Annotated in this window: 21 protein-coding genes and 1 riboswitch; of the genes, 8 read left to right on the plus strand and 13 right to left on the minus strand. The window is 34.7% G+C overall.

Annotation, left to right across the window (positions count from 1 at the left end; genetic code table 11):
• Window positions 1–80: 80 nt before the first annotated feature.
• On the minus strand, window positions 81–668 hold the full coding sequence (locus DM447_RS13455; RefSeq protein WP_232824100.1) for an ECF transporter S component: 588 nt from the start codon (window positions 666–668) through the stop codon (window positions 81–83).
• Window positions 669–817: 149 nt separating this feature from the next.
• A riboswitch (FMN riboswitch) is annotated at window positions 818–958 on the minus strand.
• A 99-nt stretch (window positions 959–1,057) separates the two neighbouring features.
• Entirely contained in the window at window positions 1,058–2,116 is a 1,059-nt protein-coding gene (locus DM447_RS13460) for a M20/M25/M40 family metallo-hydrolase (RefSeq protein ID WP_112181712.1), read from the minus strand.
• A gap of 95 nt (window positions 2,117–2,211) precedes the next feature.
• On the opposite strand from DM447_RS13460, the gene DM447_RS13465 reads away from it, so the two are divergent.
• Window positions 2,212–3,210, plus strand: coding sequence for a potassium channel family protein (locus DM447_RS13465; protein WP_232824102.1), 999 nt, complete (start codon window positions 2,212–2,214; stop codon window positions 3,208–3,210).
• 39 nt (window positions 3,211–3,249) lie between these two features.
• On the opposite strand, the gene DM447_RS13470 is transcribed toward DM447_RS13465, so the two are convergent.
• Window positions 3,250–4,596, minus strand: coding sequence for a glucose-6-phosphate isomerase (locus DM447_RS13470; protein WP_112181713.1), 1,347 nt, complete (start codon window positions 4,594–4,596; stop codon window positions 3,250–3,252).
• 206 nt (window positions 4,597–4,802) lie between these two features.
• Here DM447_RS13470 and DM447_RS13475 point away from each other — a divergent pair, with 206 nt between their 5' ends.
• Entirely contained in the window at window positions 4,803–5,042 is a 240-nt protein-coding gene (locus tag DM447_RS13475) for a DUF378 domain-containing protein (protein ID WP_112181714.1), read from the plus strand.
• Between the two features lie 48 nt (window positions 5,043–5,090).
• On the opposite strand, the gene yugI is transcribed toward DM447_RS13475, so the two are convergent.
• Window positions 5,091–5,501, minus strand: coding sequence for a S1 domain-containing post-transcriptional regulator GSP13 (yugI, locus tag DM447_RS13480; RefSeq protein WP_112181715.1), 411 nt, complete (start codon window positions 5,499–5,501; stop codon window positions 5,091–5,093).
• A gap of 409 nt (window positions 5,502–5,910) precedes the next feature.
• On the opposite strand from yugI, the gene DM447_RS13485 reads away from it, so the two are divergent.
• The gene (locus tag DM447_RS13485) at window positions 5,911–7,080 is read left to right on the plus strand and encodes a MalY/PatB family protein (protein WP_112181716.1); all 1,170 of its coding nucleotides are present in this window, start codon (window positions 5,911–5,913) and stop codon (window positions 7,078–7,080) included.
• A 26-nt stretch (window positions 7,081–7,106) separates the two neighbouring features.
• Here the strand turns inward: DM447_RS13485 and DM447_RS13490 are convergent, their stop codons facing one another.
• The 4 genes from DM447_RS13490 to DM447_RS13505 all read right to left on the minus strand — a co-directional run bounded on the left by DM447_RS13490 (window position 7,107) and on the right by DM447_RS13505 (window position 9,829).
• Window positions 7,107–7,679, minus strand: a complete 573-nt coding sequence (locus tag DM447_RS13490; protein ID WP_112181717.1) for a superoxide dismutase family protein — start codon at window positions 7,677–7,679, stop codon at window positions 7,107–7,109.
• Between the two features lie 83 nt (window positions 7,680–7,762).
• On the minus strand, window positions 7,763–8,965 hold the full coding sequence (locus DM447_RS13495) for a cation:proton antiporter (RefSeq protein ID WP_112181718.1): 1,203 nt from the start codon (window positions 8,963–8,965) through the stop codon (window positions 7,763–7,765).
• Between the two features lie 7 nt (window positions 8,966–8,972).
• A complete protein-coding gene (locus DM447_RS13500) occupies window positions 8,973–9,461 on the minus strand; it encodes a cation:proton antiporter regulatory subunit (protein ID WP_112181719.1) in 489 nt (162 codons plus the stop codon).
• Between the two features lie 104 nt (window positions 9,462–9,565).
• On the minus strand, window positions 9,566–9,829 hold the full coding sequence (locus DM447_RS13505) for a phosphocarrier protein HPr (protein WP_112181720.1): 264 nt from the start codon (window positions 9,827–9,829) through the stop codon (window positions 9,566–9,568).
• Window positions 9,830–10,091: 262 nt separating this feature from the next.
• Here DM447_RS13505 and deoD point away from each other — a divergent pair, with 262 nt between their 5' ends.
• The 3 genes from deoD (at window position 10,092) to DM447_RS13520 (ending at window position 12,125) form a co-directional block, all read left to right on the plus strand.
• The gene (gene deoD, locus DM447_RS13510; RefSeq protein ID WP_112181721.1) at window positions 10,092–10,799 is read left to right on the plus strand and encodes a purine-nucleoside phosphorylase; all 708 of its coding nucleotides are present in this window, start codon (window positions 10,092–10,094) and stop codon (window positions 10,797–10,799) included.
• Between the two features lie 122 nt (window positions 10,800–10,921).
• Window positions 10,922–11,512 (plus strand): biotin transporter BioY, encoded by a 591-nt coding sequence (locus tag DM447_RS13515; RefSeq protein ID WP_112181722.1) that lies wholly within the window; start codon window positions 10,922–10,924, stop codon window positions 11,510–11,512.
• A 139-nt stretch (window positions 11,513–11,651) separates the two neighbouring features.
• On the plus strand, window positions 11,652–12,125 hold the full coding sequence (locus tag DM447_RS13520; RefSeq protein WP_112181723.1) for a divergent PAP2 family protein: 474 nt from the start codon (window positions 11,652–11,654) through the stop codon (window positions 12,123–12,125).
• Between the two features lie 756 nt (window positions 12,126–12,881).
• On the opposite strand, the gene DM447_RS13525 is transcribed toward DM447_RS13520, so the two are convergent.
• Together DM447_RS13525 and DM447_RS13530 are read right to left on the minus strand one after the other, a co-directional pair.
• Window positions 12,882–13,568: a 3D domain-containing protein gene (locus DM447_RS13525; RefSeq protein WP_112181724.1), complete on the minus strand. Its 687-nt coding sequence runs from the start codon at window positions 13,566–13,568 to the stop codon at window positions 12,882–12,884.
• 83 nt (window positions 13,569–13,651) lie between these two features.
• Entirely contained in the window at window positions 13,652–14,866 is a 1,215-nt protein-coding gene (locus tag DM447_RS13530) for an NAD(P)/FAD-dependent oxidoreductase (RefSeq protein WP_112181725.1), read from the minus strand.
• 191 nt (window positions 14,867–15,057) lie between these two features.
• Here DM447_RS13530 and DM447_RS13535 point away from each other — a divergent pair, with 191 nt between their 5' ends.
• Together DM447_RS13535 and DM447_RS13540 are read left to right on the plus strand one after the other, a co-directional pair.
• Window positions 15,058–16,047: an NAD(P)/FAD-dependent oxidoreductase gene (locus DM447_RS13535; protein WP_112181726.1), complete on the plus strand. Its 990-nt coding sequence runs from the start codon at window positions 15,058–15,060 to the stop codon at window positions 16,045–16,047.
• Window positions 16,048–16,188: 141 nt separating this feature from the next.
• Complete coding sequence (locus DM447_RS13540) at window positions 16,189–16,755, plus strand: CBO0543 family protein (RefSeq protein ID WP_112181727.1); 567 nt, start codon at window positions 16,189–16,191, stop codon at window positions 16,753–16,755.
• Window positions 16,756–16,814: 59 nt separating this feature from the next.
• Here DM447_RS13540 and DM447_RS13545 read toward each other — a convergent pair whose 3' ends face one another.
• From DM447_RS13545 to DM447_RS13555, 3 genes are all read right to left on the minus strand, one after another.
• Window positions 16,815–17,174, minus strand: a complete 360-nt coding sequence (locus DM447_RS13545; protein WP_112182750.1) for a HesB/IscA family protein — start codon at window positions 17,172–17,174, stop codon at window positions 16,815–16,817.
• Between the two features lie 78 nt (window positions 17,175–17,252).
• Window positions 17,253–18,110: a diaminopimelate epimerase gene (gene dapF / locus DM447_RS13550; RefSeq protein ID WP_112181728.1), complete on the minus strand. Its 858-nt coding sequence runs from the start codon at window positions 18,108–18,110 to the stop codon at window positions 17,253–17,255.
• A gap of 73 nt (window positions 18,111–18,183) precedes the next feature.
• Window positions 18,184–18,504 (minus strand): YuzD family protein, encoded by a 321-nt coding sequence (locus tag DM447_RS13555; protein ID WP_112181729.1) that lies wholly within the window; start codon window positions 18,502–18,504, stop codon window positions 18,184–18,186.
• Window positions 18,505–18,645: the final 141 nt, after the last annotated feature.

Here is an 18,645-nt window from a genome sequence, read left to right on the forward strand (position 1 = left end):
CTGTGTTCGCCCGATTACAGTATACAACTGAAAAAGCTGGCCTCCCTTTTCAGGGAAAGCCAGCTTTCATTTTATATTTTTTATCCTATCATTGCCTTTTTCTGATCAATCCATGGTTTAAGCTTAATAAATAACGGAACAAAAAGCACTGCTAGAATAATTCCCTTCACGACGTTAAATGGTAAGACACCAACGATAACTGTACTTAACTTCACTGTACTACTCATTGTTTCCCAGCCCATAAACCAGCTATACGCTGGTAAAATAACAAAGTAATTTAGGACACTCATGCCTAAAGCCATCACGACAGTACCAGTTGCCAAACCTGAAACGAGACTCTTATTTCCTTTAAATTTATGATATAACATCGATACAGGAACAACGAATAACACGCCAGCGATAAAGTTTGCAACTACTCCAATTGGATCTCCAGCACCTGTAAAGATTAAATATAATAAGTTTTTAATTGCTTCGACAATTATCCCAGCCATAGGTGTAAACAATAGTGCTGCGATTAATGCTGGAACTTCACTAAAGTCAATTTTTAAATATGGTGGTAAAAAAGGTAATGGAAAGTTAATAAATAATAATACTAATGAAATTGTACCTAATAGAGCAAGAATAATTAATTTTAATAAGTTTGATGATTGCGATTTAGTTGTTTGCAATCTCAATTCCTCCTTCATCTTTATCGATTCTAATCTTGATGAAGGCAGAGCAATCCTTTAGACATTATAAAAACCCTAAAACCAAATGGGGGCTTTTAGGGTTTACACATATCAAGAAATAAAGGTATATAAATATACCAAATTTTGCTCCTTATCTTCTCCCATCCAGACTTTAACTGTCGGTCCCGGATTTGCACCAGGTCCACCACTATGAAAGTGGGTCACGGACTAAAAGCGATTTAACGCTTATCACCGTCGGTCGGGAATTACACCCTGCCCCGAAGATAGAATCGATATTTAATTAATTATATTATACAATAAGTTAAAAAGTTTGTGAAGTGTTTTACATGTGTTTTTTTTCACAAAGTTCATATTTCATAAAAATACTTTTATTCATCCAAGGGATTTAAGCTTTCTTTCCCTGTCATACCTGCAATCATCGCAACTAATAAATCAATTTCTTCATCGATATCTTTAATACTCGCCGTTTCAACGGGAGAATGCATATAACGTAGCGGTAAGGAGACTAGACTCACTGGTACTCCACGACCAGTTAAGCGCATTTTGTCAGCATCTGTTCCTGTCATGCGGGGAGTCAGCTCATACTGCACGTCCATATTTAACTGTTTTGCAGTTTTCTCTAATAAGATATTCATTTTACGATTAATTGGTGCACCTTTCGCTAAAACTGGGCCACCATCTAACCGGATATCGCCATGTTTGTTTTTATTAACACTTGGATAATCAGTAGCGAACGTTACATCACAAGCAATTGCCATCGTCGGTGAAATTCCTGCTGCTGCAAAATAAGCACCACCCATGTTCGTTTCTTCATTCACTGTACTAGCCGCATAGACACCTACCTTTAAATCTTTATCAGAAAGTCTACGCAATACCTCAGCAACGATAAATGCACCTGTACGGTTATCTAAACCTCGTCCCGTTATGTACCGATCCATCAATACTTCTGGTTCGCGTTGATAAACCGCAAGATCACCAATTTGCACAAATGCTGCGATTTCTTCTTTTGATTGTGCACCACAATCTATAAAAAGATCTTCCACATCAAAGTCACCTTTTATACCACCATGATGTTGAGCGTTAACACCGATAACACCAGTGATTTTCTTGCCATAACCTAAAACATCTACCTTCATGCCAACAGCCGCTTTTGGATTAATTCCACCCATTTTATCAAAATATAAAAAACCTTGTTCATCTAAACGATTGATTACAAGTGCAATTTCATCACTATGACCAGCTAATAAAATTTTAAAATCAGCTTCTTTATTCAACACACCTATTACGTTACCTGCATGATCTGTCATGATCTCATCAGCAAAAGGCTCAACATAACGCATCCATTTTTTTTGAATCTCCATTTCCATACTTGATGGAGATGGTGTTTGTAATAGTTCCATTAAAAACTGTTGTCTCTCTTTTTCCATTTTTGTATGACCTCCTAAATAATCTATTATCATCATATCAAATTTTTTGGTAAATACTAATCTTTAACTTTAATTTTTGGATAGGAAGTGAGAAATTGCACCTTTATAAATTTTGGCAGTATTATTTTCGTTTACCTAGTTTACTACGATTACTAGCGACAGTATTCGTACTAATGTTTAGCTTTGGGCTCCTTATACACTTAATCGAACCCGAGCACTTCACTACTATTTTTGATGGGATTTGGTGGGCATTTGTAACAGGATCAACGGTTGGTTATGGTGATTATATCCCATTAAGCACATTAGGAAAAACACTTGGCATTCTTTTAATTCTAACTGGTGGAGGGGTTGTAACTTTTTATATGGCAACCATTTCGGCTACAACAATCAAACAAGAAGAGTCCCTTTCAAAAGGTGATATTACATTTAAAGGAGAAAATCATATTATCTTCATCGGTTGGAATGAACGAACAAGACAGCTACTCGAAATGATGCATAAACATCATAAGAAGGAGGAGTTTGTCTTAATTGATCATTCGCTAAATCAACTTCCCTACAAAGACCATAACCTTCATTTTATTCATGGTGATCCAACAGCTGATGAAGTCTTACAAATGGCTAACGTGCAGGCTGCTAAATATGCAATTGTGACAGCTGATCCTGCAAAAAAGGAACGTCAAGCAGATCAAACAAGCATCTTAACAACAGTAGCATTACGTGGAAACAATTCAACTATTCAAATCATCACAGAAATACTTACAAAAAGCCAGATTTCTAATGCGAAACGTGCTGGTGCAGACGCAATTATACGTTCCAATGACTTTATGAGCACCTTGTTTTATCATGAAATCTTTCGAACATCATCAGTACAACCATTCGAATTATTACTAGAAATACTATCGAATCAACAATTTTCTCAATGTGCTTTACCTGAAAAATTAGTAGGAAAAAACTTTTTAGAAGTATCCGATTACTATGTTTGCTCAGAACGCTTACTTATCGGAATAATTTCTAATGGGGAAGTGCAATTAAATCCATCTTTTGAACAACCTTTAACTGAAAAAGACACACTTCTTTTGTTAGAAGGCATGTAAAAAGGCTCTCAATTTAATGAGAACCTTTTTTACTATACCTTATAATCTTTTCTCTAGTTCTTCTTTTTCTTTTTCAAACCCTGGCTTTCCAAGCAATGCGAACATATTCTTTTTATATGCCTCAACACCTGGTTGGTCAAATGGATTAACACCTAGTAAATAACCACTAATTGCACATGCTTTTTCAAAGAAATAAACAACATACCCAAATGTATAAGCATCTAATTTAGGTAAATGAACAATTAAGTTTGGTACTTGACCATCTGTGTGTGCAAGCATCGTACCCTGGTAGGCTTTTTCATTTACAAAATCAACTGTTTCACCAGCAAGATAATTTAAACCATCTAAATCTTGTCCATCTTTTTCAATCGTAATTTCAGATGGAGATTCAAGTACATGTAAAACTGTTTCAAAAATATCACGGCGACCTTCTTGTACGTATTGTCCTAATGAGTGCAAATCAGTTGAGAAGTTTGCTGAAGAAGGATAGATCCCTTTAAAATCTTTTCCTTCACTTTCACCAAATAATTGTTTCCACCATTCAGAGAAGTACTGTAATGATGGTTCATAATTAATTAACATTTCAATTGTTTTCCCTTTATTATATAACACATTACGAACAGCTGCATATTGGTAAGCAGGATTCTTATCCATATCTGGTTCACTTAAGTCCTGCTGCGCTGCTTGTGCACCTTTCATCATTGCATCGATATCAACACCACTTGCAGCTATTGGAAGTAAACCTACAGCTGTCAAGACAGAATAGCGACCGCCAACATCATCAGGAATGATAAATGATTCATACCCTTCTTCAGTAGCCAATGTTTTCAAAGCACCTTTTGCTTTATCTGTTGTTGCATAAATACGGCCTTTTGCTTCTTCCACACCATATTTTTCTTCTAAAAATTTACGGTAAATACGAAAAGCTAAAGCAGGTTCTGTTGTTGTACCACTTTTTGAAATAACATTAATCGAAACATCTTTATCTTTTAATAAATCAAATAAGTCATTCATATATTTTGAACTAATACTATTACCAACAAAAATAATCTGAGGCGTATCTCGTTGTTCTTTAGGCAACGCATTATAAAAAGAATGAGTTAACATTTCAATGGCAGCACGTGCACCTAGGTAAGAACCACCAATTCCAACTACTAACAAGACGTCAGAATCTGATTTTATTTTTTCTGCAGATTTTTTAATTCGTGCAAATTCTTCTTTATCATAATTTTCCGGAAGATCTATCCATCCAAGAAAATCACTTCCAGCTCCTGTCTGGTTATGTAACATATCATGCGCCAATTTTACCGGTTCTTTTAAATAATCTAATTCATGTGTACCGAAGAAAGATAACGCTTTATCATATTCAAAACTTACATGTGTCATTCTTAACCCTCCATTTTTTATTAACTTTTACTATACTAAATGTACCTAAAGATACCAGTTAAATCAAGTAAGAATAATAAGTAAGTGTTAGGAATGGTGACATTGTAAAGAAAAATATCTTTTATTCATTAAAAAATACTTCGCTTCGCATATTTTCGGCAAAATTAGTTAGGCTATAGAAGAATTAAAAAAAAGGAGGAGTTTATTTGAACACGATACAACGTATTACATTACTTCTTATTATAGTTGGTGCAATTAATTGGGGACTTATCGGATTGTTTCAGTTTGATTTAGTCGCTGCTATTTTTGGAGGCGGCGAACAAAGCGGTGCATTTGCACGTGTAATTTATACGCTAGTTGGTATTAGTGGGCTAGTTTGTATATCATTGTTATTTAAACCATCTGAAGAAACAGTTGGTGCTAGAAGTCCCCAACCCGAAAAATAAATATTTAAAAAAAGCCTTTCAGAATTCTGAAAGGCCTTTTTTCTTATTTTACTTTTTGTTAAAAGATTGTGAGCGTTCTTCGGACTGTTCAATCCACTCGTTTAATTTATCTTTTAATGTGTTAAAACCAGCTTCGTCTTGTTGTTGTTGCTGATATTGCTTAAAGTTTCCACCTTGAGCTTGTGCTTTACTTGGTTTTTCCTGCTGTTTCGGTGCTTCTTCTGTAGCGCGAATAGATAGTGAGTATTTATTTTTAGCTTCATCAATAGATAAGATTTTAACTTTCACTTCATTACCTACTGCAATAAACTCATTAATGTCTTTAACAAATCCGTGTGTTACTTCAGAAATATGAACCAACCCTTGAATCTGATCATTTAATGCTACAAAAGCCCCGTATGGTTGAACACCGGTTACTTTTCCATCTACTACTTGACCTTCTACAAACTTCTCTGACATGCTAACAACTCCTATTTTTTAATCTCATTGCATCTACTATTTAGACTTATGCTTGTATTTACTATTTTCCTTACACGCAATTATTAATTTTAACATAACTGTCATAAATAGCACAATATAATTTTTATAAAAATAAAAAATGAGGTTTAATATACTTATATTAAGGTAATAATAATCTATGTAAAGGTAAGACTTTCTCGTATTCCCCCTGTAAAAGCAAAGCGCTCGTTTAGGCTTTGCTTATTTTTTTGTTCACCTCACTTTAAAAACTTTTCGCAAAGTAGACCCTATGTGTAATTTAACGTGACTACTTTTCATTTTTAAATGATTTTTAAAGAATCGAAGTTTTTTCCTAATCATGATATAATTTGTAAAATATCGATATCTTTTTAAAAGGAGGAAGTTGTATATGTCATCATTATTTGAAAAGTTGCCCAAAAGAGAAAATACCCGCTCGGTAAAATGGGATAGTGTCAAAGCATTGTACGGAGCAGAAGATGTACAACCAATGTGGGTGGCCGATATGGATCTTCCCATTGCTGAACCAATAAAAGACGCATTGGTAAACAGAGCGGAACATGCAATATTTGGATACACGCTTACCGACGATAAACTAAACCAAACAGTAAAAGATTGGCTCCTTCGTCGACATAATTGGGATATTAAAAAAGAATGGATTATTTACAGTCCTGGAGTAATTCCCACTTTACATATGGCGATCTTAAACGTAACAAATCCAGGAGACAGTGTGCTAATTCAAACACCTGTTTATCCACCTTTTTATGATATTGTTAAAAGTCATGACCGCAAGTTAGTGACAAATCCACTCCAATACAAAAATGGAGCCTACGAAATTGACTTTGATGATTTAGAAACTAAATTCAAACAAGGAGTAAAAGCGTTTATTCTTTGCAACCCACATAATCCAGTAGGAAAAGTTTGGTCAAAACAGGATTTGGAAAAAATAGCTGCACTTTGTTTACAATATGACGTATTCATTTTATCAGATGAAATACATGCTGATTTAATTTATGATGGTAACGAGCATATTCCAATGGGCACTCTTTCAAAAGAAGTCAATAATCGCACAATCACGTGTATGTCACCTACCAAAACGTTTAATTTAGCTGGATTAAATGTTTCTTATGCGGTAGTTCCAGATAAGGATATTCGAGTGGCAATGCAAAAGGAATTCAGAAAATACGGCATGACAATGTTAAATGCTATGGGAATAACTGCACTCGAGGCTGCTTATACAGATGGTGAGGAATGGTTAGAGGATCTACTGACACTCTTACAACATAATCGCAACATTCTCATAGAAGCGTTTCAAGAGCGATCAGAGATAACCGCAATCCGCGCTGAGGGTACTTACCTCATTTGGCTTGATTGTACGAATATGGGGCTTACTCATACGGACTTAAAGAAATTCATGCAAGATGAAGCCAAAGTTGGTTTAAACGACGGGATTTCATTTGGTGAAGAAGGTGAAGGGTTTATGCGTATGAATATTGCAAGCCCAACAGCTTATGTACAAGAAGGTATTAACAAAATTATAGCCGCATTAGATAAAAGATAAAGAAGAAGAGTAGTACATTGGATGTACTACTCTTCTTCTTTTTTGTTTTCTGTTGGATCTGTAGGTGCTTCATCATTTTTTGCTTCTTCTACAGTAATCAATCCACAGGCAATCCGTTCTCCTGCATCACCTGCTGGTTGCGTTACACCATCATCTTGTTTCGCATGAATAATAAGTGATGTTCCATCACCTTCGAGTAAAGATTTCTGACCCTCGACTAAAGTAGCGCCACCAATAAGTAATTCAGCTTCAACTAAGCCATCATCTTCAGCCTCAATATTAGGCATATCACCTAAATGTGCACCTTCTGGAGACATTAGTCCATGCTCTTTGTTTTCTGGGTTATAATGATTTCCCGCAGATTGGAAATCAGGTGACTCACATTTAGCATATTCATGAATATGTATTCCATGTAAGCCTGGTTCTAAACCTTCTACAGAGACTTCAACTGAGACACCTTCTGGCTTTTCGGTGAGTATCGCCGTACCTATCGCATCATTTGAGCTATTATACATTGTCACTGTCAGAGGAGAATAATCATCCTGTTGACAAGCCACTAAAGCAAGTATGCAAATCAAAAATAAACTGGATTTTTTCATCTAATAACAGCTCCTTTTCATGAAATTCGCTGATTATCAGTATATCCAGGTATGGTATTCTCTAATCAAATTGAGTTAGAAAATTAATAGATTTGTTTCTCATCTTTTGAAGTAGGAACACGTAAATCTTTTTTCTTTGGTAGCGGTTTTCCATACACCTTATTTGTTATTTTCGGAGCCCAATCAAACAAAAGCATGCCAATAAAAGCCGCACCTATAATATAAATTCCGCTTAATATTTGAGCTGTTCCTGTTGCAACTGTAGCAATAACTACTGAAAATTCACCCCTTGCGCATAAAGAAAGACCGGCTCGCAATGATACTCTTTTTGATAAGCCATACCATCTTCCACCAATTACACCGACAAGCACCTTAGAGAATACGGACCATATGAGTAAAGTCAGTAATAAAAGTGGCATCGGAAATCCTGCACCTAATTCAATAGATGTTCCAAAATATAAAAAGAAAGTCGGTAGTAAAAGATTTCGAATTGGAATAACTGCATGTTCCACTCTCTCAATCTTGCCTATTTCAGCTAACATCATGCCTGCTAAAAATGCACCTAATACTTCTGAAAGATCAAGCAATAATGCCAGTCCACCAAATGAAACAGCAATTCCTATTAGTAATGCGAATTTAAAGTCCTCGTCGTCTATTCTTTCAATAAATGTTCCAAAACGTTTGAAGAGCGTTTTACCAAGTAAAATTGCAAGTACAATAAGTCCAATAACTTTTAATAGGATAAAGGCTAAATCCGATGGAACAAATTCTCCGCCACCTACACTCATTCCAATTAAAACCGCAATAATAATTGGGGCAACTAAATCCTCAAAAATCAAGACAGCTAAAATAAATTCCGTTTCCTTATTTGCCATTCTACTTTTATCATCTAACAGTTTGGCTGTAATTGAGGAGCTTGTTGCATAAGCCACCCCACCAACTAAAAAGGCGTTAAATAAACTCATTCCAAATCCAAATGCTATAAGTGTAGACACACCAAGGCTTAAAACTACATCCAATAAACCCGATGTCCAGATTTTTTTCGCAATACTTCCAAGCCTATTTATACTAAACTCTAATCCTAATATAAAAAATAAAAGAACAATTCCAATTTCACTAACAAAGTGCAAAATTTCATTATGACTCAATTGATCAGCCAAAAGTACGCCAAATAAAATATAAAGAATAACACTTGGAAAATTTATTTTTAAACTTAAATAACCCAAATAGAATATGCCAAGTAAAACAAGACCTGCTACTAGTAAAGTTGGAAAATCACTTAGCACAACCGAATCATTCCTCTCCTTTACACAATGCTTCTAACATTGCTAATTGATCTTTTTTACCAATTGCCATCAGCACATCTCCTGGTTCTAGGATATGGTCTGCTTCCGGGATTGCAATCATCTCATCCCCTTGGACAATTCCAATAATTGTTGTACCTGTTCTATTTCGGATTTCTGATTCTTCAATTGTTTGATGTGTAATCGATGCTTTATCTGTTAAGGTGATGTAATCAATCACAATTTGTTTTTTAAACATCTTTAATTGATGTGCATTAACAGGTTGGTATGTTGCCCCCAACAATTGGGCTCCTAATTCTCTTGTTTCATCTGAAGTAAGATCCATTGCAAAATCCGCTTCATCACCGTCCACATCATCAAAAAAATATAATTCGCGCTTTCCAGTATGATGTACAATAACCACAAGCATGCTATCTTCAGCAGTCTTCAATGTGATTTTTTGGCCAATACCTGGAAGCTGCGATACAGAAACATTCATATCTCACACCTCTTATATTTTCAAAGTTATCCTTGGTTATTAGTATACCATATCAATTATTTCCCAAACAAAAAAGCTAGAATATACTCCTAGCTCCAAGTTTCTTACTCACCTAAGTGTTCTTTAATTGTATCTGAAATCCCTTGAATCGCTTGCTCTTCATCCGTACCATCTGCAGTTATTGTAACTTCTGCACCTTTAGGAACACCAAGTGACATAACACCCATAATCGACTTTAAGTTAACCGCTTTACCATTAAAATGCATTTCAACATGAGACTCATATTGTCCAGCTTTATTTACTAATAACGTTGCAGGTCTAGCGTGGATACCTGTATCATCTGTAATTTTAAATTTCTGTTCTTTCATTCTTTTCTCCTCCAATTTATAAACGTTTTCATTTATCTTTATACAAAATATTCCACTAATTAAAAACTGTGGAAGTGTTACTTAAATATATTATATACGAAAACACAATCGGAAGAAACAAAAAAACGCAATATTTATAAAACGATTTCATTTTTATTCCTCTTATATGATTAGCATAGTCACTTTTGCGAAATTTGTATTCGACTTATTGTTACGTTATTATTAATATTATATAGTGAAATGATTTATAGGAGGCAGAAAAATGAGTGTACATATTGGAGCAAAACAAGGTGATATTGCAGATAAAATCCTATTGCCAGGAGACCCATTACGCGCTAAATATATTGCAGAAACATTTTTAGATAACGCGTTTTGTTATAACGAAGTCCGTGGAATGTATGGCTATACTGGTACATATAAAGGAGAAAGAATTTCCGTACAAGGAACTGGTATGGGAGTGCCTTCAATATCTATTTATGCCAATGAATTAATGCAAAGTTACAATGTACAAAAGTTAATTCGTGTAGGTACATGTGGGGCCATTCAAAAAGATGTAAAAGTCAGAGATGTTATTCTTGCTTCAACATCTTCAACAGATTCACAAATGAATCGTATGGTGTTTAACGGCATTGATTATGCACCTACTGCGAATTTTGAACTACTTAAGAACGCATATGATACTGGTATAGAAAAAGGCTTGCATTTACGTGTAGGAAATGTCTTCACAAGTGATAGTTTTTATCGCGATAACGCTCCAGAACTATTAGAACTATTAGCAAAGTATAATGTACTAGCGATTGAGATGGAAACTACTGCATTATATACACTAGCAGCTAAATTTGATCGTCAAGCTCTTTCTGTTTTAACTGTTTCTGACCATATTATAACAGGGGAAGAAACGAGTGCAGAAGAACGTCAAACAACATTCAATGAGATGATAGAAGTTTCACTTGACGCAGCAATAAAATAGAAATCAGAAAAGGATTACGTCGTTCTCTCACGTAGTCCTTTTTTATTATCTATCGTTAACCACATAAAATTCAGGTTGACAATAGGTTGTGGATCTTTTATGATCTGTGCAGGAGGTGTCGTATGAAAAGATTAACTGCACTTGATATTACATATGGTAGTGTTTTTGTTTGTTTAATGGCAATTGGCGCAAACATAGCTATTTGGTTCCCCTTTTTAGCAATTCCGATTGGTGGCGTTTCTGTACCATTGTCATTACAAACCTTTTTTGCAATTATGGCTGGACTCTTATTAGGTAGAAAACTAGCAGTGTTATCGATATGCGCTTATATATTAATTGGTATTGCAGGTGTACCTGTATTTGCAAATATGCATGCTGGATTATTTGTTTTATTTGATTATACTGGTGGTTTTATATTATCTTATATTTTTGTAGCTTATGTAACTGGTTGGTTAACGGAAAGACAAAAAACAGTGCGATTAGGATCATCATTTAAAATTGCACTTATTGGTGTAATTATTAATTATTTAATTGGCGTTCATTACATGTATCTAGCCATGAACACCTGGCTAGGGTTAACCATTTCCTATTCGATAACTTGGCTAAGTATGATACCGTTTTTCGTAAAAGATATAGGAATAGCAATTATTGCAGCTTTTCTCATTATTAAAATAATAGATCGTATACCTAAACCAACTATTCGATCTGCCTAAAAAGCAATGCTTCTTTCTTATACAAAAAAACAGATTGATTCCGTTCAATTAATTGCTGTGCTATAATAATAGTTATAAATTTGTTAACAGCTATGAACAAATTTAAACTTAAAGGTACAAATGAAAGGATGAATATCGGTTGGCTTTGTTTGAAAATTTCCCATTGTGGGCAGCCTTAATTTCAATTATCTTCGCACAAGTGGTTAAGATTCCAATTCATTTTATTGCAACAAAAGAATTTAATCCAGGTTTAGCCTTTAGTACTGGTGGGATGCCGAGTAGTCATTCTGCAGCTGTTGCTGCTGTTACAACTGGAATTGGTATAGAGCACGGTGTGTCTTCCGGTTTGTTTGCTGCAGCTTGTGTTTTTAGTATTATTATTATGTTTGATGCTACTGGAATAAGAAGACAAGCTGGTGAACAAGCTATTATTTTAAATATGCTCGTCAAAGATTTTAATTATTTTATCGAAGAAGCTAAGGTCTGGTCAAAAAAAGAAGAATACCAGAAAAAAGAAGAGTTAAAAGAATTACTCGGGCATCAGCCCATTGAAGTTTTCTTTGGTTGTATGACAGGTATTATACTTGCACTAATAATTTATCCACTCTTTTAAAGTAAAAAGAGGTTACCTAGTATTAAATGTATAAATGTAAGGCTTAAAGATAGTTGGGATAATTATCCCAACTATCTTTTTTTATAATTTCGTAAATTTTGCAGAGTGAATTAAGAAATATTCCTTTTTAAGCAAGAAAGCCTCGCATTCAAAATTGAAGTTGATTTAGTGCTCTTTTCGTATGCATCATTGCATTTTACCTTACGTACTTGAGAGAAACTGCGACGTAACATTCTTTATATAAATTGCAATACAACAGAATTCATGCCCCGCTCCTCAAGCGAAATGGGTTCCCTTTCCGCAGGATATGCGTTAAAAGTAATACGTGGTCTACTGATCATAAATTTTAATTGTGCTTATGACAACAGCTATTCAGGTTATGCTGATTGATTGTAGCGTAGGACAGTCGACTCCTGCGGGAAAAGCAACAGCTGAAAATCCCGCAGGAAGTGCTTTTTGCTTCCGAGGAAGTTGAAGCGTTGGGTCTGCGATTACTCGACCCATCGAAAAGACTTGCCCGCGGAAAGCGACTGACCGAAGCGAAAATCAACATGGCGGTTTACGTCACAGTTGATGGTTATATCGTCGTAAGATTATTTCTGAGAAGTTGAATCATCCAGTTGAGTTAAATAATTAGTTCATTATGAAATTCCGCCAAAAAAGCCTGTATCGTAGATTCTCAAGTAATCATTGATACAGGCTTTATCTATCGATAGCTCGTTTCTCTTACTTGAAAATTCTAGCCACCGATATTCTTTAACTCTCTTTTACTTGATCTCTGAAAACTTGTAAAGATTCATTTTCATTTAAACTTTTAAGTGTTTCTTTAGCAAGTACCCCTGTTCCTTTTTCAATCAAATAAACTTCTACATCTTTCTTACCCCACTTTTGATACACATCTTCAACTGTAGGATAATATAAGTCAATTTTATTTCCCTTGATTGCTCCACCTTTATCAGCCACAACACCATATCCATAACCAGGTATATAAAGAATAGATCCTATTGGATAAACTGTTAAATCTGCAGCAATAGTAGAATATAAGTCTCTCGTTACTTCGACACCAGAATAAGTTATCCCATATTGTGGATGATCTGAAGTTTTACCAGTCGACTCAACTCCTGCTGTATAACCCGTAGCTATAACGGTTTCGCTTGGGTATGCCTCAAGATCAATCGTATCTTCTAATTTATCAGGAATTACTACCTGTTCACTAGATATATACGATTGTTTTGGTTGTTTATTATTTAATTCTTTTTTTGTTAATTCTACTTGTTTAACAGGCTGTTCTGTGATGGTTCGTGTGAGTGAATTATCATCTTCCATTCCCTCTAAAAATTCTTGTGCGGAAACATTCGTCATTGCTGTTAGCGTTGTGAGACATGCCGCAAAGAAAACAAATGTCATGCCAAATCGTCTTAAACAGGTTTTAAACCAAACCATTTTTATTACACCCTCTCTGGGTGTCAGCTTTACCAAAATGATTTGATTTTATACATTGTTTCAAAGAAAACCAGTTTATTTACTTAATGAAAGAGTTTAAACTTTCCTTTTTTGAATAAGAGCGACCAACCACCAATTTGATATAAGACTCGATTATCAATAATCTGCTTTAAAATTATTGCTTCCTTACCAAATATTTTTCTGTTATTCAGTATACTTCCGATCGCATCTTTTCTTCCTAAAGAAGCAATTGTTCCGCGGTCCTTAAAATAAAATGAATCTAATTTGGAATCACCTTTTAATAATTTCACTAAATTACTTGCACAAAGTTTAGCTTCTTGTATTGTCATTTGGGCAGTTGGAGGATATATATCACCGTCCTCAGAAAAAATCAGTGCACAATCACCTATCACAAAAACATTATCATAGCCTGGTGCTCTTAAGTCTACATTAACTTTAACACTACCCTTTTCATTTGAAATACCCGATTTCTCCATCAGTTTATTCGCACGAACACCTGCTGACCACACAAAGGTGGAAGCTGGTATCTCTTCCACTGCCCCTGCTTTTTCCACAACAATATAATCACGTTTAACCATTTTCACCTTTGTTCCTAACCGAAATTCAACACCACGCTCTTCTAAATAGTGCATCGCATATTCTCCAAGTTCAGGATCAAATCCTGGCATAACAGTCTGTTCAGCTTCAATTGCAATGATTTTTACGTTTTCCTGATCTACATCATATGTTTTACATAAAGTAGGTAGTTGATCTGTTAACTCTCCTAAATACTCTACACCTGTAAATCCACCTCCACCAACAATAATTGTTAATGGATACGTATTTGTTCCAGTGTGTGTGTATGTAGCAAACTGACTTTCTACCTGTTCTCTTAATACTCTAGCTTGATTAGCAGTTCCCATTGAAAAACTATACTCTTTTAATCCAGGTATTTGGAACGTTTCCATCTCAAATCCTAATGCCACAACAAGATAATCATAGTTCAATTCTGTCTGCAGTAAATTAATTTTCTTTTGATCTACATCAATATGCATTACAGTATCTTGAATAAATTCAATCTTACGTGGATCAATCAACTGATCAATGGCTATTTTTGTTCGCTCGTCAGCTAAGGTACCAGCTGCGTTTTCATGTAACCATGTTGTCTGATAATGATAGGCATGTTTATTAATTAATTGAATAACCGCATCATCTTTTTTTAACTGCTTTTGTAGTGTTACTGCGGTCATAATTCCTGCGTAACCTGCACCTAATATAACTATTCTCGACTTTCCCAATGTGTCACTTCCATCCTATACATTCCTTGTCACATTTTCGTAATATTTAATCTAAACTCATCTTAGATGGTTTTAGTCGATTTTTCAACCCACCTAATCACTTTATTTAAGAACTGAGATTTCTATTTTAACAATAAAGTATGTTAAAATATTTATGTCTACATATGTTTTCAATATAGGAGGAATCAGGAATGACTGATCAACACGTTTATGATATTACTATTATTGGTGCGGGACCTACCGGGCTATTTACTGCCTTCTACGGTGGACTTCGACAAGCCAGTGTTAAAATAATTGAGAGCTTACCACATATTGGCGGGCAACTTAGTGCACTATATCCAGAGAAATATATTTATGATGTGGCTGGTTTTCCTAAAATTGGAGCGCAAGAACTTGTAAATAATTTAAAGGAACAACTTGATATGTTTGATCCTTCTATTGTCTTAGATCAAGAGGTACAAGAAGTTGAACGACAAGAGGACGGATCGTTTAAATTAACAACACAGACAGAAATACATTATACAAAAACCATTATCATTACAGCAGGAAACGGTGCATTTCAGCCACGCAAATTAGCTTTAAAAGAAGCAGAGGCATATGAAAGTCGTAATCTACACTATTTTGTTGATAACATGATGAAATTCAAAGGAAAACGTGTGGTATTATTTGGTGGTGGAGATTCTGCAGTTGATTGGGCATTGATGTTGGAATCAATCGCAGCTGAAGTAACACTTATTCATCGTCGTGATAAGTTTCGCGCACATGAGCATAGTGTTGAAAAATTAATGAATTCAAATGTTCGTATTTTAACTCCTTATGTACCTGAAGCACTTATTGGAACAGATTTGATCGAACAAGTTAGAGTAAGCGAGGTAAAAGGCGATAATGAAGTTATCATTGATGTCGATGATGTAATAGTTAATTACGGGTTTATTTCGTCACTGGGTCCAATCAAGAGTTGGGGAATGGATATTGATAAAAATAGTATTGTTGTTAACCCAAAAATGGAATCAACTGTTGAAGGTATTTATGCAGCTGGTGACATTTGTACATATCCAGGAAAAATCAACTTAATAGCAACAGGATTTGGTGAAGGTCCAACCGCCATTAATAACGCGAAAGCTTATATAGAACCAGACGCTCGTGTCCAGCCAAAACATTCAACTAGTTTATTTGAATAAATAATGCCACCCATGTGGGTGGTATTTTTAGTTTGACAATGCTCTAGTTCAATAATAATGCGTGATACAAGGAAATAAATGAATAGTATGCTTCTTCTTGGATAATTTATAAAAAAGAGTTGTATCTAAGGAGGGCATACAGTGCAAGCACAAATTGATAATTTTAATAAAATAAAAACATTGCAAGAAGAAGTAGCAAAACTCCAGCATGAATATTGGATTACCTATAGTAGTATTGACACATGGCAATTTTGGTTAATGGTTATGATGCTTATTCTACCATTAATAGTACTACTTATCGCAATTGATAAAACTAAGCTATTCCTTATTTTATTCTTTACATTTAATATCCATGTTTGGTTTGCCTATATCGATTCCTTCGGTGTAAGAAGAGCTTTTTGGGAATATCCATATTCTCTAACACCATATTTTCCGTTTAGTCTGTCACTAGATGGCTCATTAGTTCCTGTCGCATTTATGCTAGTTTATCAGTGGTCGCTTAATAAAATGAAGAACTTTTATCTCTATTCGACTGGTTTGGCTGCGCTCTTTTCATTTGTCTTTAAACCCTTTTTGGTAAGCATAAACCTTTTTCATCTAAATAATGGTTTTAATTACTTTTATCTATTCCTCCTCTATTGTTTACTTTTCTTAGTTTCGATAGCTATTACAAACTTCTTTATAAAACTAAAAAAACTGCCTAATTAATAGTGTTAGTAACAATCACTATCGATTAGGCAGTACTTTTTGTATTGGACTCGTTCATATTAACAGTCTCCTGGTGTACCTTCTCGGTCTTTGGCTTTAAATGAAGAGCCACAACCACAGGATACAATGGCGTTCGGATTATCGATCGTAAATCCGCCACCCATCATGTTTTGCTTGAAGTCAATTGTTGTACCTTCAATTACAGCTATGTCCTGTTTAAAAATAGTTAATGGTATACCGTTAACTTCTTCTGTTGTATCTAAATCTTTATTAATATCATAATCAAAACCTAGAGAATAAGAAAGACCACTACATCCCCCACCTTTAACTCCAAAACGAAGGCGAACCGTTTCCTGGTCCTCTTCTTTTAACATCTCTTCTATTTGTAAACGAGCATTATCTGTAATGTTTAAGACCATTTTATTACCTTCCTTCTCCATAATCATTATCTTCAAGTATACTAATAAATAGTGATTGATTCAAATATAGTGAATGATTCACCTATTCCAAATAAATACACCTTCAATAGTAGTCTCTGCTTTTCCTTTCATCCATACATGGTTATCCAATCCCCAACGAATAAATAAATCACCACCACTTAAGTGGACTGTCACGACTTCGTCTTTAGTAGCATGACCATTAAGAATTGCAGCAACTGCTGCAGCACATGCACCTGTACCACAAGCTTGTGTAATTCCCGATCCACGTTCCCACACACGAAAGTGCATTTCTGTTTGATTTATAATTTCCACAAATTCTACATTAACACCTTCAGGAAAGCGATGATCATGTGTAATAATCGGTCCAAGATCACTTAATGGTGCTTCCTCAATATCATCTACAAAAAAGACTGCATGTGGATTCCCCATTGATATAGCAGTTAATTGTAAAGGATGATGACTAACTTGAAAATCTTCTAATACAACTTGTGCATCGTCCTCACCTATCATTGGGATTCTTTTACGGTTTAAAATAGGCTCACCCATATCAACCGTTACTTCTTCAACTAAATCTTTGGTTCCATGAACTTCAGCAGTTACATTGCCTGCTTTTGTTTCTATCTCAAATGTTTTTTGCTTAACTAATTGATTTTCAAAGGCATATTTTGCAACACAGCGAATGCCATTTCCACACGTTTTTCCCTCTGAACCATCTTTATTAAAAATACGCATACCAACCGGTGCTTGTTTACTAGGATGAATTAAAATCAAACCATCTGAACCAATTCCAATATCCTTATTTGCAACAGTAATTGCCAATTGTGGTAGACTCTTTTCATCAAGTTGTGTATCAAATGTATTAATAAATATATAGCTATTGCCTAATCCATGCATTTTCGTAAATGGTATTCTCATCGTTACCTCCACTGTTGGCTCATCATGCACCAAAGTATTTATATCTTATTATACAAACATATTCAGTGTTATGCTATGCATGTGCATTAATTCGTTGCTCGATTTGCTGATAAACCACTTTAATCCGTGGATCACCTTCACATACAAACTGATCATCGATAACAATAATAGGGTAAAATAAATTATCCTTTTGTATCTGATCAATCCAGTTTTGCTCTTTGCTATTATTTGTCTGCTTAAATATATCTACATATACATATTCAAAATCATCAAAGTTAGGAAATTTTCTAGGTACTGCTGCTTTTATCCAATCAAATGTCTCTTTAGAACTTGGGGCATTTATGCAACTCGAACATATTTTTTCTGCACCATATACTGCTATTGTAATTGACATTTCTCTCGCACCTCACTGTAACAAATTTCAATTAAAATTATTAATTCTATTTTACAAAACATTATTAAAAAGGTAAAATAGATATAACTAAAAAAGTAAATCTCCAGAATAGATTTTTGATAAAAACATGTTATACTGTTA

The organism is Paraliobacillus zengyii (assembly GCF_003268595.1).
Lineage (GTDB): Bacteria > Bacillota > Bacilli > Bacillales > Amphibacillaceae > Paraliobacillus_A > Paraliobacillus_A zengyii.

What these genes read in the sequence shown, in the direction of transcription:
- DM447_RS13515 (WP_112181722.1), top strand. Translation starts at nt 10,922, where the DNA reads ATGAAAAGATTAACTGCACTTGATATTACATATGGTAGTGTTTTTGTT.
- dapF (WP_112181728.1), bottom strand. Translation starts at nt 18,110, where the DNA reads ATGAGAATACCATTTACGAAAATGCATGGATTAGGCAATAGCTATATA.
- DM447_RS13485 (WP_112181716.1), top strand. Translation starts at nt 5,911, where the DNA reads ATGTCATCATTATTTGAAAAGTTGCCCAAAAGAGAAAATACCCGCTCG.
- DM447_RS13490 (WP_112181717.1), bottom strand. Translation starts at nt 7,679, where the DNA reads ATGAAAAAATCCAGTTTATTTTTGATTTGCATACTTGCTTTAGTGGCT.
- yugI (WP_112181715.1), bottom strand. Translation starts at nt 5,501, where the DNA reads ATGTCAGAGAAGTTTGTAGAAGGTCAAGTAGTAGATGGAAAAGTAACC.
- DM447_RS13535 (WP_112181726.1), top strand. Translation starts at nt 15,058, where the DNA reads ATGACTGATCAACACGTTTATGATATTACTATTATTGGTGCGGGACCT.
- DM447_RS13545 (WP_112182750.1), bottom strand. Translation starts at nt 17,174, where the DNA reads ATGGTCTTAAACATTACAGATAATGCTCGTTTACAAATAGAAGAGATG.
- DM447_RS13500 (WP_112181719.1), bottom strand. Translation starts at nt 9,461, where the DNA reads ATGAATGTTTCTGTATCGCAGCTTCCAGGTATTGGCCAAAAAATCACA.
- deoD (WP_112181721.1), top strand. Translation starts at nt 10,092, where the DNA reads ATGAGTGTACATATTGGAGCAAAACAAGGTGATATTGCAGATAAAATC.
- DM447_RS13505 (WP_112181720.1), bottom strand. Translation starts at nt 9,829, where the DNA reads ATGAAAGAACAGAAATTTAAAATTACAGATGATACAGGTATCCACGCT.
- DM447_RS13525 (WP_112181724.1), bottom strand. Translation starts at nt 13,568, where the DNA reads ATGGTTTGGTTTAAAACCTGTTTAAGACGATTTGGCATGACATTTGTT.
- DM447_RS13555 (WP_112181729.1), bottom strand. Translation starts at nt 18,504, where the DNA reads ATGTCAATTACAATAGCAGTATATGGTGCAGAAAAAATATGTTCGAGT.
- DM447_RS13460 (WP_112181712.1), bottom strand. Translation starts at nt 2,116, where the DNA reads ATGGAAAAAGAGAGACAACAGTTTTTAATGGAACTATTACAAACACCA.
- DM447_RS13470 (WP_112181713.1), bottom strand. Translation starts at nt 4,596, where the DNA reads ATGACACATGTAAGTTTTGAATATGATAAAGCGTTATCTTTCTTCGGT.